The 14,947-nt window shown below is 55.1% G+C and carries 13 protein-coding genes; 8 read left to right on the top strand and 5 right to left on the bottom strand.

Features of this window, described 5'->3' with window-relative positions; translation table 11 throughout:
• The first annotated feature begins 15 nt into the window (after positions 1-15).
• Together AC0L6S_RS13555 and AC0L6S_RS13560 are read left to right on the top strand one after the other, a co-directional pair.
• Positions 16-708, top strand: a complete 693-nt coding sequence (locus AC0L6S_RS13555; protein ID WP_473424536.1) for a hypothetical protein — start codon at positions 16-18, stop codon at positions 706-708.
• Positions 701-1,555, top strand: coding sequence for a hypothetical protein (locus tag AC0L6S_RS13560; RefSeq protein WP_473424537.1), 855 nt, complete (start codon positions 701-703; stop codon positions 1,553-1,555). Before AC0L6S_RS13555 ends, AC0L6S_RS13560 begins: the two co-directional genes overlap by 8 nt.
• 85 nt (positions 1,556-1,640) lie before the next feature.
• On the opposite strand, the gene AC0L6S_RS13565 is transcribed toward AC0L6S_RS13560, so the two are convergent.
• Positions 1,641-2,882: an outer membrane beta-barrel protein gene (locus tag AC0L6S_RS13565; RefSeq protein WP_473424538.1), complete on the bottom strand. Its 1,242-nt coding sequence runs from the start codon at positions 2,880-2,882 to the stop codon at positions 1,641-1,643.
• Positions 2,883-3,162: 280 nt separating this feature from the next.
• Between AC0L6S_RS13565 and AC0L6S_RS13570 the strand changes: the two genes are divergently transcribed.
• From AC0L6S_RS13570 to AC0L6S_RS13595, 6 genes are read left to right on the top strand one after another with little or no spacing between them, the layout of a single operon-like run.
• On the top strand, positions 3,163-4,512 hold the full coding sequence (locus AC0L6S_RS13570; RefSeq protein ID WP_473424539.1) for an O-antigen ligase family protein: 1,350 nt from the start codon (positions 3,163-3,165) through the stop codon (positions 4,510-4,512).
• A gap of 59 nt (positions 4,513-4,571) precedes the next feature.
• Positions 4,572-5,012, top strand: a complete 441-nt coding sequence (locus tag AC0L6S_RS13575) for a FecR domain-containing protein (RefSeq protein ID WP_473424540.1) — start codon at positions 4,572-4,574, stop codon at positions 5,010-5,012.
• Between the two features lie 3 nt (positions 5,013-5,015).
• The gene (locus AC0L6S_RS13580; protein ID WP_473424542.1) at positions 5,016-5,777 is read left to right on the top strand and encodes a hypothetical protein; all 762 of its coding nucleotides are present in this window, start codon (positions 5,016-5,018) and stop codon (positions 5,775-5,777) included.
• Positions 5,778-5,817: 40 nt separating this feature from the next.
• Positions 5,818-8,004 (top strand): CHASE2 domain-containing protein, encoded by a 2,187-nt coding sequence (locus AC0L6S_RS13585; RefSeq protein ID WP_473424544.1) that lies wholly within the window; start codon positions 5,818-5,820, stop codon positions 8,002-8,004.
• Positions 8,005-8,047: 43 nt separating this feature from the next.
• Positions 8,048-10,246 (top strand): SulP family inorganic anion transporter, encoded by a 2,199-nt coding sequence (locus AC0L6S_RS13590; protein WP_473424545.1) that lies wholly within the window; start codon positions 8,048-8,050, stop codon positions 10,244-10,246.
• Between the two features lie 29 nt (positions 10,247-10,275).
• Positions 10,276-10,656 carry a TFIIB-type zinc ribbon-containing protein gene (locus AC0L6S_RS13595; RefSeq protein WP_473428596.1) on the top strand — a complete coding sequence of 127 codons (381 nt, stop codon included), beginning with the start codon at positions 10,276-10,278 and terminating at the stop codon, positions 10,654-10,656.
• Here AC0L6S_RS13595 and AC0L6S_RS13600 read toward each other — a convergent pair.
• The 4 genes from AC0L6S_RS13600 to AC0L6S_RS13615 all read right to left on the bottom strand — a co-directional run bounded on the left by AC0L6S_RS13600 (position 10,640) and on the right by AC0L6S_RS13615 (position 14,942).
• A complete protein-coding gene (locus AC0L6S_RS13600; protein WP_473424546.1) occupies positions 10,640-11,296 on the bottom strand; it encodes an HD domain-containing protein in 657 nt (218 codons plus the stop codon). The genes AC0L6S_RS13595 and AC0L6S_RS13600 overlap by 17 nt on opposite strands.
• Before the next feature lie 188 nt (positions 11,297-11,484).
• A complete protein-coding gene (locus tag AC0L6S_RS13605; protein WP_473424547.1) occupies positions 11,485-12,504 on the bottom strand; it encodes a hypothetical protein in 1,020 nt (339 codons plus the stop codon).
• 127 nt (positions 12,505-12,631) lie between these two features.
• Positions 12,632-13,573, bottom strand: a complete 942-nt coding sequence (locus AC0L6S_RS13610) for a UDP-glucuronic acid decarboxylase family protein (protein ID WP_473424548.1) — start codon at positions 13,571-13,573, stop codon at positions 12,632-12,634.
• A gap of 73 nt (positions 13,574-13,646) precedes the next feature.
• Positions 13,647-14,942 (bottom strand): adenylosuccinate synthase, encoded by a 1,296-nt coding sequence (locus AC0L6S_RS13615; RefSeq protein WP_473424549.1) that lies wholly within the window; start codon positions 14,940-14,942, stop codon positions 13,647-13,649.
• Positions 14,943-14,947 lie beyond the last annotated feature (5 nt).

The raw sequence follows: 14,947 nt of genomic DNA on the forward strand, positions 1-14,947 counted from the left end.
TAGCGGAAGATCGTCATGAATATGAAAATTGCACTACCCCTACTTCTTGCGCTGACGACAGTTGCTGCCCCGCCCCTGTCTGCAGCAGACCTTAAGTGGGGGGAATGGGCCGTCCAACTGATCCTCACGGCCGAGGCCGAGGGACTAGAGGACCCTTACAATACTCTCGGTCAACTCTGGAATGCTTCCAGAGAACTGGACGACAACGATTTACCAGAGCTCAGCCAGACTTGGGCCGGCACCTACCTCAGTGTGATTTTCTATCGCCCCGACTGGGAGTCAGAGCGAGAAACCTACAACACTGATTACCACACGCTGGAATATGGCAAGAGTGATGAATGGACATTTGAAGTCCGCAGTGACGACCCCACCCGCGATCTCAGCCTGACATGGGTTGGCCACAGAACCGGCATGCAGACAATGGCGCTGGTGGATTTGCAAGAGGACATTGTGTTCCCCGCCGTAGTCGATGGCGAGGTACAAACCTACAATTTCCGGATGAACGGCACAGTACGGGAGTTCGCCTGGCGTGTTCTGAGTCTGCGCGAATACCTGCAGTTGGTGCGCGCGGGCAGGGAAGCCGGTCGGGCGGCGCGGGTAACTCGTGAGAGCAACTGGCTGCCCAGAGGCTGGGGCCAGGGCGAAGGCAGGGGGCACCGCCGCGATACCCTGGCAGAGGGGCTACCGGAAGACCCATTTGGTGATTGAATCGAAAGGCACCAACGGCTTCCAGCAGATAACCCAGCACGACGGGAGAACCATGTCATATTCGAACCGCATCTCGCAAAAAATGCTGAGGCCGCCGGTGTTAAAGCCCCTGACGGGGCTTGCTCATAGGTCACTGATCATCGCGTCTTTTTGCGCCGCTGTCGCCGTATCGCCGCAGGCCAGCAGTCAGGCCTGCGGTCCGTCCCTTACCCTGGCTGCCGACCAGTGGACGATGGTCGGCATTCCCTGTGTTCCGCCTGCAGACAAGAGTACAATCGGGGATGTTTTCGGACCCAGCCTGGGCACTGAAGATTACGGAGTGACCTGGATTGCCTGGAAACGAGTTTATGATGACAACCAGTGTGTCGTCAGTTCCGGGCCACCGGATTGCTACATCAAACTGACGCTGGAAAGCACCGCGACCACCGGTGATGCATTCTGGATCTACACCACCGTAGAGGAAGAATGGCAGCCAGGCTCTCTCACGGCCAGCACAAACGATGCGTTTGTCGATATTCCCGTGCCGCTGTCTACAGATGGCAACAGCCGCTACTTCATGTTTGCCAACCCGTATTCCGATACGGTGCAGTGGGAGCGAAACGGCGACGTCAGTTTTCTCGTGACCCGAGGGAATGGAAGTACAGCGGTATTCAATCCCCGCCAGGCAATCAATCGCTCAATAGTGGGCAGTAACATCCATTACTGGAACGGCAATACCTATTACACCTATGCGCTGGACGATAGCGATGCGACATTCAAAGCCAAGGAATCCGTGTGGTTTGAAATGCTACAGCCGACCAACTCCAGGCTCACGACTCCGGCCAGCGTTCGCGTTTCAAAACCCTAGACAGGGTGGCGGAGAAAACAATCGAGTCGCACTATCCGCTATAGAGCACTGTTGCTATCCGGCACAGGATGCGTCACCCGTCCACTTAAAGGCTTAACTCTACCCCGACATTGAAGACATAATCCCTGTAGCTCAGGTCCTCAACATTGGAATTCTTGCGGTCATAGCCGTAGCCTGTGTACACATTCATCCAGCGGCGAAATTCATAACCCACTTTCAGTGATGCGTTGAAAATATCATCTTCTCTATTGTCAAAAGACTGCGCGTAGTTGTCCTGACCCAGCAGACCACTCAACTCGGAATAAATGCGGTCAGACCATTGGTGTGTCCAGGTCGCGGTAAAAATATCACGCTTGATGAAGTTACCCTGCAGCGTGGTTTCCTCCGGGTGCCGGGTACTCGTAACGAGGATGGTGTCCTGCTCCCTTGGCTGCATCCACAGTTCCAGCGTCCAGCCCAGGCCATCCCAGTCCTTGCGGCCAGAATCCTTAAACTCCTTGTCGATATAGCTCAGCTTGGCCGTACTGGTCAGGTTTGGTGTGACCTCCCATTGCAGGCCCGCCGAAACTGAGTTTTCATCGCTATCCAGCTGTGCCAGATTATCGAAGGGGTTGGGGTAATGTATGTGCTTAAAGCCATACTCGGCGAGGATATCTGTATTGGGGGCGATGGGGTGGAAAAAAGTGGCATCCACCGTTGTCTCATCGCGGTCACGCGGCCGCGTGATTTCCTTGAAATTAGTATACTGGCGCTCCATATAGCCGACCTTCAGGAGCACCCAGCCCACTTCGGCATCGGAGCCATACTGGAGAGAACCGCCTATATCAGCCTGGTCGTACTCTATGGGTTTGGGCAGCACCTCGCCGATCAACCCCTCGGAAAGCCCAGTACCCCTATCCTCATGCAGTGAGGCCCAACTGATAAACCCCTCCGCAATCCAGCGATCTGAAAACTCCATATGGGCCTCGCCGGAAAGGGTGTTGTCGAAATAATCATTGTCATCGTTGTGCCGGCTGACCTGATACCAAGCGGCCTCACCCTTATAGTTCAGCTGGTAGGTATTGTTACGGTCCTGCGTCAGAACATTGAGGGCCGGTTGCGCGAGGTAAATCCAGCTGTCCGTCTGGTTATTCTGCTGCAGGTAGATGTTATCGCGGTGTTTAATCTCCACGCCGGTGGATGGCGTTATTACAAAAGGGCCCGCTTCGATCGCGGCAGGGCCATCCGGCACGGCTGCCGCCAAGCACTGCCCCGCACTACCCAACGCGAGTCCAAGCAGCGTCAGAACACGAGCATTACCGGCCGGATAGGAAAACCTGTGGGGCATGCGTAGCGTCCTTCTCTTTTCGAGGAATTGATATAGGCACTTTACAGGCGAGAGGCCTGCAAACTCGGCGCTTACTACGATGTTCATTATGTGTTTTGTCAATCCGGTCGTCAGCGGCGCGGGGATTCTGCCATTCTAACGTAAAATAGGCTGGAAATAGAGCATGCCATCGCGCTGGCTTATTGCCAAGCAAATCGTGCATTGTTGGCATGGATTGCTGGCGGCAGCTTCCCCCGGCCCTGTATCATTAACGTTTGACCGCCAGAGCGCACAAGGGACTATGTCTACGGCTGCCATTAAATCATACCACTGGACCAATACCGCACTGTTTTACTACTTCCTGGCCGTTCTGGCGTGGGCACCGCTGCCGCTAGCCAGTAACCGAGACTGGTCGACAGTGCTGCTGTCGTGTTTACTGTTGGCCGGTCTGCTTGCATACCTGCTGTTACTCCATTTTGGTCACGCTGAGAAAACAACGGCGTTGCACCGCGCTCGGCCAGCCCTCTACGCTTTGATAGCAGTGCAGGTGTGGGTAATGGTGCAGCTTGCACTGGGCATAAGCGTCGCGCCAGCATCCACCAGACTTGCGCTACTGCTGGGTCTGGCGCTGGTGGCGGCCTTCGTGCTGGTACTGGCGCTGGTGGATTCACGAAAGCGTATCCACCGCATTGCGCAAGTGATGGTGGGTTGCGCTGTGTTCCAGGCTTTTTTCGCAAGCGCGATGGTTATGAGTGACATCGACCAGGTGCCGTTTCTGGATAAAACCTTCCTCCGCAGCAGTGCCAGCGGTACGTTTGTAAACCGCAATCATCTGGCAGGATTTCTGGAAATGAACCTGGCGATCGGCATCGGCATGCTGGTGTCGCAGTTACACCACCTGCCGGCTGCCAATTGGCGCGAGTTCATCCGCCGCTCGATTGACACCATCCTCAGCCGCAAGTTCAGGCTGCGGTTGTATCTGGTCATTATGGTGGTAGCTCTGGTATTGACGCGTTCGCGAATGGGGAACGTGGCATTTTTTTCCAGTCTGCTGCTCTGCGGTGTAGCGGGCATGATCCTCCAGCAGCGAGTCACGCGAAATGCCGTGCTGTTCTTTATCAGCTTGCTGCTGATCGATATCTACATCGTGGGAAAATGGTTTGGTGTGAATGAGGTTGTGGATCGACTACAGCGCACGACACTTGAAACGGAGAAGCGCGACGAGGTTGCGCGCGATAGCATTGTGATGTGGCAGGATCACTTCTGGTTCGGCACCGGCGCAGACAGTTTTTTTGACGCCTATGTACACGGCGGTTACATGAGCCCGGACTCGCTTTATTACCGACACGCCGAAAACGATTACCTCGAAATTGGCAGCGGTTTCGGATTTGTCGGTTTTGCACTGCTCGGGAGCGTTGTGCTCAGCAGCCTGTGGCAAGCGGTACAAGCACAGCGAAGACGCAGATCCAGCCTGCTACAGGGCCTGGGCTTCGCCAGTTGCATGGGTATTACCAGTCTGCTGATTCACAGCTTCACAGATTTCAACCTGCACATACCAGCGAACAGCTTGTGGTTCGTGGTGCTGCTCGCCTTCGGCTGGGTAGCTGCCGCAGAAGAGCCTAACCCGGACAAGCGCTTGGGCTTGCGTTGATGATTTAGTAAGCCTATATTTGTACTACTAATCCGACTCCTTATGGAAGGGTGTGAGTCATGCCAGTATTTCTGTCTTTTCGTAGCCTGATTCTCCTGCTAGCGCTGGCCAGTACTGGTGCCTGGTCTGCCGATGGCCGCATCCTGAACTTCGAAGGCGATGTACGGGTGAATGGCGAACCCGTCACCGCCGAAACCCTGCTGAATCGAGAAGACACCATCACTACCGGGCCAGACGCTTCCGTCAAAATAGTGCTTTCGGACAACAGCGTTCTCGATCTCGACAGCGGTTCAGAAATACTGATCAGTGATTACAGCTTTGATGCAGAGGAGCCGTCATCGAATGCCAGCAAGGTGGATATCCTCTCTGGCACGCTTCGTTACGTCAGCGGACGCATCGCCAAGGAAGATCCCGAAAATATCAGTTTTACTGCCGGCAACTCCACCATCGGCGTGCGCGGCACATTTATTAGCATTTCCGTCGCTCCCCCTGAGGAGTAAGTAGTGCGGTCACAAACCAAAATTCTCCCTGCAGTTATGCTGCTGGCTGCTACCACTATGGGCGCGTGGGGCGATACAGAAGTCGAAGTCAATGTCGAAGCGATGATTGGGGAAGCCACACTGCTACGCAAAGGTACCGGTGGGCAACAGGAAACCATCATCATACCAACCGGGAAAGTCGCTCAGAATGACCCAGGCACCGGGCAGACACTGCTGTCCCCGGCTACCGTACCCAACAGGGTAAACAAAGTTGTTCAGGCAATAGCCGCAATATCACCGGATGCCGACAGTCAAAGCCCCACTGATGACGGCTGCAGCCAGGGTAAGGCACCGCATAGACTTAACCCAAGGCCGGCATATGACGCGGCGGCGGCGGCCGCGATCGCGACTGAATTGGATGGCATGAGCTCCGGGGATCTCATGATGGTAATGGCAGTATTGATCAATAACGCCCAGCACCTCTGTATCGATAGATCTACCTTCGCCAATACCGTTGACCTGATATCAACAGAACGCCAGGACGAAGCTGCCAACGTGGTCTTTGTGGCCTCACTGCTCGATCCGATCAACTCTGATCGCTACGCTGACATTGCGCGCAAGGCGGCTCCGACTCAAGCGGACAAGATAAACAAGGTGGTTCAGGACGCAGCGAAACGGAATGACCCGAAGTCGCCGGCGCCCGCACCAGCACCCAAGCCAGTCATTGAGCCTCCACAAGACATTCCTCCGGGAGGCACCATCGGCGAGCCTCCAAGTCCTGAATAGCAATTGCATGTAAAGCCTGCGCAGGATAACTCAGCCACCCATGACGCAGTATCTGTCCAAGCACCGCACCAGGATTACACTGGGCATCACCTTGACACTGCTCGCGCTCTGGCTGCAAATGTCCGGCGCTGACTCGAGCCGGACGATCATCAACCGCCTGGACTACCTGGCCTACGACCTCCGTTTGAACCTCACCCTGCCCGATAATCCACCCGCGGCGGGCAATGTACTGATCATCGACATTGACGAAGAGAGTCTCAGGACCGAAGGCCGCTGGCCGTGGAGCCGCGAGAAAATGGGGGCGCTGGTCACTGCGCTCAAGGACGCTGGCGTCCACACGATTGGCTTCGATGTCGCTTTCGCCGAATCAGAGCGCAACGTCGCAGAGGAGTTGATCGACACCATTTCGCAGACAGGAAACCTGGAACACCGGGAGTATCTTGAGGAATTGATACCGCAAGTGGACCGGGACCTGGCGTTCGCTGAGATTCTCGACGGGAAAAATATCGTGCTGGGCTTCCTGTTACACGCCAATGACCATGAGTCTGTAGGCGCTCTACCCTCGGCATGGTCAATAATCTCACCGGAGCAACAAGGCAGACTCACTCTGCCGATCATGTCGAGCTATACCGGAAATATGGCGCTGCTGCAGAAAGCCGCGTCTCACGGCGGATTTCTTAACACCACGATGGATGCCGACGGTGTACTCAGAAGCACTCCGCTCATTCTCGGCAACGACGGCATGATTTATCCATCACTGTCGCTGGCGATGGCCCGCCGCTATACCAAATCCCTGCGCTTCAAGGTCGATACAGCCCTTGCTGGTGCAAGCGAACGCATCACGGGAATCTGGCTGGACCGCACGCTGATTCCAACCGACCAGTACGGGAGAGTGCTGATTCCATACTCGGGAAAACGCGGGGGTGTCCCGTACATTTCTGCGTCCAAAGTACTCAATACGCCACACTCCGGCACTTTCCCGGAGTTGCAAAATGCTGCGGTACTGATCGGCTCATCCGCGCTGGGATTGTCGGATCTGGTCAGCACCCCCACGGGGCCCACGTTTCCCGGTGTTGAAGTTCACGCCACCGTACTGCAGAGAATTCTCTCCGGCGACCCTTTCCCACGCGTGCCGGACTGGGGTAATGCCGCCACGGCCCTATCTATAGCCATATCAGGTTTTATTCTGTCATTCCTGTGTCCCGCTTTTGGCGCGCTGGCGATAACCGTTTTTGCTGTGTTTTTTATCGGCTTGTTTATCGCTGGTGATGCATGGCTATGGACATCTGCGCAATTAGCGTTATCACCGGTCATGCCGCTGCTTACGGTGATAGCCATTATTTCGATGAATGTGCTACTCGGCTATTTTGCCGAAGCCAGACAAAAACGCCAGGTACGCAAAGCCTTCAGTTCCTATATGGCTCCCGCCCTGGTCGACCAATTGGTAGGCAATCCGGATGGTCTGCGGCTGACAGGAGAATCACGGGAGATGTCCTTTCTGTTTTCCGACATTGCGGGCTTTACCACCTTCACCGAGAGCGCCAGCCCTGAACTGTTGGTATCTGTACTGAATGAATACCTGGAGGCCATGTGCCACGCGGTTATGGAGCATGGCGGCACCATCGACAAGATCGTCGGCGATGCAGTGGTTGGCATCTTCAACGCGCCCCTCGATCAACCCGATCACGCCGAGCGAGCGGTGAAATGCGCACTGGCAATGGATCGCATCAGCAGCGACTTCATCGCCAAGATGGCGTCCCGCGGTATGGCGTTTGGTGTGACACGCATCGGGGTCAACACCGGCTACGCCATTGTGGGAAATTTTGGGGGTAGTGAAAGATTTGACTATACTGCACACGGTGATGCGATTAACACTGCTGCTCGCATGGAGAGTGTCAACAAACACCTGGGTACACGGATTTGTATCGCGGGCACAACGACCGCGAAGTGCCCCGATCACTATTTCCGCCCGATAGGGGCTCTGGTCCTGAAGGGAAAGACTGAGGCGATAGAAGCATTTGAGCCGATCTCAGCGGATGCTGATACTGCGACGCTTACGGTGCGGTACCGCGAGGCCTATGAATTGCTGTCTAGAGAAGACCCCAGAGCGGAAGATCGTTTCAGACAACTTAAGGAAGCGTATCCGGGGGATCCACTGGTGAAACTGCATTATGAAAGAATCATCGCCGGCACAGTCTCCACAACTATAGTGCTTGCGGAGAAGTAGCATTCAGCACACCGTTAAACAATCCATCCAGGCGCTGCGAGAGTTGAGCGCCGACAGCATCGCCTCGATACTTCTCGCAGGTATCATAGCCGGTATTGTCACACTGATATCCAGTGTCAGTTTTGCCGCCCTGATCTTTCACGGCGAGCTCACCCCCTATATATCCTCAGGTATCACCATCCTGATCTCGACCGCGGTGGTAGCCGGGTCAATATACAGTCTGTTCAGCGCTGCACGGCCGGTAGTGGCGTTGCCGGACGATGACACAGCGCCGGTGCTCGCCCTGATGGTGAGCCTGATCATCGCCAGTTCACCGGCCGGCACTCCACCGGATGTCTTGTTTATCACCACTTTCGGCGCGCTGGCGTGTGCCACGCTGTTGACGGGTATCGTATTGCTGGTGCTGGGATACTTTAAGCTGGGTTCATTGGTACGCTACCTGCCGTATTCGGTAATGGGCGGCTATTTTGCCGGCGCGGGCTGGCTGATGGTACAGGGAGCACTGCGAATGGTTCACGATGCTCCAGTGGCCTCGGTGGAGGGGTTTCTTTCGGTATTTGAGGGCGAAGCTGTGTTGCGCTGGCTGCCCGCCGTAGTCGCCGCTATCTTTATACGCTGGGCAATCCGCAACTGGCATCGATCACTCGCTATGCCGGCAAGCATGATACTGCTGACGCTGGCATTCTATACGGGCACAGCACTGCTGGACATTAGCCCAGCACAGCTGATGGCCGACGGCTGGCTGGTCGGCCCCTTCCCCGAAACTAACCCCAAATTGTTTGACCCGGTACTGTTCCAGGGATCGGCCGATATCGACTGGAGTGTAGTAATCGCAAATATGAGCACAATCGGCACAATTATTATGCTCAGTGCCGTATCGCTGCTGCTAACCGCAAGCGGTCTTTCCGTAGTGCAACGCAACAATTTTGATATCAACCGCGAACTGATGGTGGCCGGTTTTGCCAATACTGTCAGTGGTTCCGGTGGCGGCCTGATAGCACTTCCGTCTATGTCACTGACCGAGCTCGCAATGAAGGTTGGCGGCCCCAGCAGTCGACTCGTCGGCTTGGTCATAGCGGCATTCTGCGCATTGATACTGTTCTATGGAATGTCCCTAATTGCGTGGTTCCCCAAAACCATCGTAGCGGGTTTGCTAATATTTCTGGGGGCATCTCTGCTGGAACGCTGGTTGATCGAAGCACGCAAGAAGCTTCCGCGGCTAGAGTATCTGGTAGTCGTCATTATTGTATTGGCAGTGGCAGCGGTGGGCTTCCTGGAGGGCGTGATGGTAGGCCTGCTGGGTGCCATTGTCCTGTTTGTTATCAACTACAGCAGAATCAATGTCGTGCGCTACGCTCTGACCGGAAGGGAGCGCGGCAGTAATGTCGAGCGCAATAGCGCTGAAGAGAAGTACCTGCGGGAGACCGGCGGTCAGACACTGATCCTGAAACTGGAGGGCTATCTGTTTTTCGGGACGGCCACCGCACTCGCCCGCCGCATAGAAGAGCGTCTTGCAGATACCGAGCAACCCACCCTTCGGTACGCCGTACTGGATTTCGCTCAGGTGACAGAGATGGACTCCTCTGCTGCATTGAGCTTTATGAAGCTGGCACAGGAGGCTTCCCAGTGCAATTTTTTCCTGCTGTTGACCGGGCTGACACAGAAAATGCAGAAGCGCCTGATGGGAAGCTGGTTCGAGGAGGAAAATACCAGCTATATCCAGATAATGCCCGACCTCGACCGGGGCATTGAATGGTGCGAAGAGCGCATCCTGAAAGAGAAAGCGCTTGGAGAGGAAGCCCACGAGGGTATTTTGCAGCAGATCTTCGAACACCTGCCCACCTACGATGACCACTCCGTGCTCGAGGCATATCTGGAGCACCGCCACGTGGAACCCGGTGACCAGCTGGCCGCTCAGGGTGAGCCCTCAGATGAGATGTTTCTGCTGCAAACCTGCACGGCCTCGGTTTACCTCGACACCAATTCCGGCAAAAAACACCGTATTCGTCGCGCAGGCGCAGGCACGGTTTTCGGCGAGGTCGGCTTCTATCTGGGCACGCCCCGCACGGCGACTGTTATCGTGGACACCGGGGGTGATCTATTTGTCCTCAGTCAGGACGCAAACACACGGCTGGAGCAGGAGCACCCGCTTATCGCCGCTGCCCTGCATAAATTCATGATCCGCATTATTACGCGACGACTGCAATTAACCACAGCGACTCTGAGGGCGGTACTGACATGAATGAAGACGGGAAAAACAGCAAGCCTTCCATGGACTGTCCGAAATGCAGAGCGCCAATGGAGACACTTGAATTTGGTACAGATATTGAAGTGAGGCGCTGCACCGGATGCAGCGGATTGTTCTGTAATTGGCGGGCATTGCAGCAGTTACGAGACGAATGGCTATCGGATGTCATACTGGATAAAGGCAGCGCTGCTCAGGGTGCGAAGCAGAACGAGATGCAGGACGTGCCCTGCCCGGCTTGCGGCACCATCATGGAGAGCGTTCAGGATCGGGAGAATGCGCGCATCACCCTGGACAGTTGCCCCGATTGTAATGGCGTTTTCCTCGACGCGGGAGAACTGACAAACATGAAATCAGTAACTCTGATGGACCACGTGCGGCACCTGCTCGCTAAGCTTGGCAGATAGCCGATTCTCCGAAGCCCTGCTCGCGCAATTCCCTGGTGTAGCGCGCGATATTGGATTGCGCATTGGCTTCCAGGCGATCTCTAAAAAATGACGATTGGTACAGGCTGGGCCAGCGCTGCAATTCACCCAGGAAACGCAGCTTCCCCATATAATACTGCTCATCGCTCACGCCCTCGGCTTCATATCGAAGCGCCGTAGAATCAGCCAGGTAGGCTTCCCAGGGCAAGCCAAAACCTGATAGATCTATATCTACGACATAGGCGATCGCAGAATCTGCGGCGGCCCCGACGTGCTGTGTAGCGATTATAAATTGCGAAACTCGCGCTACGAAATCGGCTGGCATGGCAGAGCCTGCCATGTCGCGGAAATATTCCACGCTCAGGATTTCATTGTCCTTGGCACCATAATGGTAAATCACATCATGGAACCAGATCGCCATTTCAGTAGCGCGAAACTCAGCGATATGCTCACGGGCAATATCCAGCTGGCCCAGACAGTGATCTATATGTGCCAGCGTGTGGTAGTGCCGGTGAGGTTCCTGATAATGTGATCGCAGGTTCTGCCACACCCTCTCAGTATTGTTCCCGGAACACGCTTGCCACAGATCGCTAAACCGTTTCTCAAGACACTTTTCGTCCACGCGGTACTCCAAATTTTATTAGGCGAGCACGCAACGTCCCTGATCACAGCCGCAGGGGGCGAGAGGAATCAAACGATATCTCCCAGCATAAACAAGCCCCGTCCTCCCTTTGAGCTTAGCATAGACCCCAAAGCCAACAATGCGCAATTGTGAGGACTCTGTCACAGTTTGCCACAACGATTTTGGTATCACTGTTCCACCTGGAGGACGCCACGATCTGCCCTGAGCACGTAGGCACAGTGGCCACAAAACAAGCCGAAGTAACACAGCAGACTCAGGTACTCCGGCGCACCCTCCAGCACAAGCCCAACCGTAGCACACAGGCCTGCATACGCGACCAGCAAAAGCAGGGTTTGCCTGCGGCCCAACCCCTTGTCGAGCAGCGTGTGGTGCAGGTGCAAACGATCCGCTTGCACCAGGCTTTGTCCGCGCCTGAAACGACGCAGCATAGTGGCCAGCATATCCATCAATGGCAGTGTCACCAACCACAAAGCCGTCACAGGTCTGATCAGGGCATCACTGCCCTGAGAAAAGAACACCAGCGAAGCGGTCACCAGAAAGCCCAGAGTGACACTACCGGCATCACCGAGGAACATTCTTGGTAGCAGGCGATTGTTGGGGCCCAGGTTGAACAATAGGAATACGGCCAGCGGCACAATCATCAACAACAGCGCATTCGCCATTGGATGCCCGGCCTGCAACGCCAGCAGGTACAGCACTAACAGCGGCAGAGAGATAGTACTCGCTGCCAAGCCATCGATGCCGTCGATCATATTAAAGGCGTTACTTAAGCCCGCTACTGCCAGCGCAGAAAGCGGAATGGTCAGCAACAGTAAAGGGATATCACCCAACGCGAGCAAATTGCCGACATTGGTGATAGCAATATTGCCAAACGTCGCAAGCAGTATGCCGCTGCCAAACTCCAGCAGCAGCCTTGCCGAGGCGCTGATATGGCGAAAATCATCGAACACGCCTATCAGAAACACTACGCAGGCAATGAGCAACATTGGATAGGTATAGGGCGCGATACCCAAACCGAAGGTGCCGAATAACAAGGTCAGAAAAATCGCAATGCCGCCGGTAAGCGGCACATTGCCCTGGTGCAGCTTGCGTGCATCGGGACCATCCACCAGTCCGACACGGGTTCCGATGCTCACCGTAATCCGTGTAATCACCAGCGCTGCAAGCAAAATTTGAAGAATGAGCATGATCAGCGGGCAGTCAGGGTAAGACGCCAAAAAGAGGCGCCAGTTGGTGCTGAATTAAAAGCAATATTGGCCCGCCGGGCTCGACACACCAAAATCACCGACCAATAAGGGTTGCCCTCAAATCAGATCAGAGCATTCCCTCAAAATATTGAATCGCTCTACGCAGGCCTTCTTCCAGCTCGATCTTTGGCTCCCAATCAAGCTGAGATTTCGCCAACGCAATGTTGGGCTGGCGCTGCATAGGGTCATCATTGGGCAGCGGCCGCCAGTCGAGACTGGAGCGGGAGCCCGTCAAATCGATCACTTTTTCCGCCAGTTCCCTGATCGTAAACTCATGGGGATTACCCAGGTTAATCGGACCAGTAACACTGTCGTCAGTCTCCATCATACGGATAAACCCCTCGATCAGATCATCCACATAACAGAATGACCGCGTTTGGGAGCCGTCGCCAAAAATTGTAATCGGCTCTCCGCGCAGCGCCTGCATGATGAAATTGGACACGACCCTGCCATCATTGGGATGCATGTTGGGGCCGTAGGTATTGAATATACGCGCGACCTTGATACGCAAGCGGTGCTGCCGGTAGTAATCAAAAAAGAGTGTCTCCGCGCAGCGCTTGCCCTCGTCATAGCAGGAGCGTTCGCCGGTGGGATTCACATGTCCCCAGTAAGCCTCGTGTTGCGGATGAACCTGTGGATCGCCGTATACCTCGCTGGTAGAGGCCTGGAATATCTTTGCTCCCGTACGCTTCGCCAGACCCAGCATATTGATAGCACCGTGCACACTGGTCTTGGTGGTCTGTACCGGATCATGCTGGTAGTGGATAGGCGAAGCGGGGCATGCCAGGTTATATATTTCGTCCACCTCGACATAGAGTGGGAATGTAACATCGTGACGCATCAGCTCGAAGTTGGGCTGCTCCAGTAACTCGACGATATTGTCTTTAATGCCGGTAAAAAAATTATCAACGCAGATAACGTCATGCCCTTCGCCGACCAGACGGTGGCACAAATGAGAGCCCAGAAACCCCGCACCTCCCGTCACCAATACCCGCTTTCTCAAATGCATTGTGTTTTTACACTCTTATTCAGCACGACAGTTTCTCAGGAGTTCCGGGAGGGTTGGCTACCATGCTAACCGATTAATCTCCGAAGGGGTGGCGCAGTACAATTGTCTCCACGCGGTCGGGACCGGTAGAAATGATATCGATAGGCGCCCCCACGGCTGCTTCAATCTTGTGGATATAATTGCGCGCAGCCTCGGGCAGCTCCTCCAGTGTTTTAGCACCCAGGGTAGACTCACTCCAGCCCGGAACATCCTCATACACCGGCACGAGACCCTGGTAATCATCAGAATCCATCGGGTTGAGTACAGGCTTGCCGTCTTTGCAGTTGTAACCCACACAGACCCGAATCGTTTCCAGACCATCCAGTACATCCAGCTTGGTGAGACACAGCCCGCTGACAGAGTTAATATTGACGGCCGTGCGCAATGCAAAGGCATCAAACCAGCCACAGCGTCTCGCGCGTCCGGTGGTGGCACCGAACTCGTGACCTTTCTTGGCAAGGTGTTCGCCGGTTGTATCGAATAATTCTGTGGGAAAAGGGCCGGAACCCACGCGAGTCGTGTAGGCCTTGGTGATACCCAGCACGTAATCCAGGTACAACGGGCCAAAGCCGGAACCAGTGGCCGTCCCGCCTGCGGTAGTGTTGGAACTGGTCACAAACGGGTAGGTGCCATGATCGATATCCAACAACGACCCCTGCGCACCCTCAAACATGATATTGGCGCCAGCCTGTCGATACTCGTGCAGGATACCGGTGACATCGGCCATCATCGGCAGTAATTCCCGGCCCATTTCCAGCGCCTCTGCCAGCACTTTGTCGAAACTGACAGGCTCCACCCGATAATAGTTCTCCAGGAAGAAGTTATGATAGTCCATCACTTCGCGCAGCTTGCGGGTAAAGCGCTGCTCATCCTGCAGATCGCCGAGACGCAGACCGCGTCTGCCCACTTTGTCCTCATAGGCGGGGCCGATTCCACGGCCGGTAGTCCCGATTTTTTCCTCTCCGCGCCTGGCCTCACGCGCCTGATCAAGCGCGGCGTGATAGGGCAGGATCAATGGGCAGGCTGGAGAGATTTTGAGGCGCTCACGCACCGGGACACCCTTGGCCTCCAACTCGGCGATTTCCTTCAGTACCGCTGCCGGCGACAACACCACACCATTGCCGATCAGACAAGCGACATTCTCTCGCAGAATACCGGAGGGTATGAGGTGTAAAATAGTTTTTTCACCATCGATAACCAGGGTGTGCCCAGCATTATGCCCACCTTGAAAACGCACCACAGCGCTGGCCTGATCGGTCAGCAGATCGACAATTTTACCCTTACCCTCATCACCCCACTGGGTGCCCAGTACTACAACATTCTTGCTCATTGCGT

The sequence above is a fragment of the Halioglobus sp. D3-4 genome, assembly GCF_055809315.1.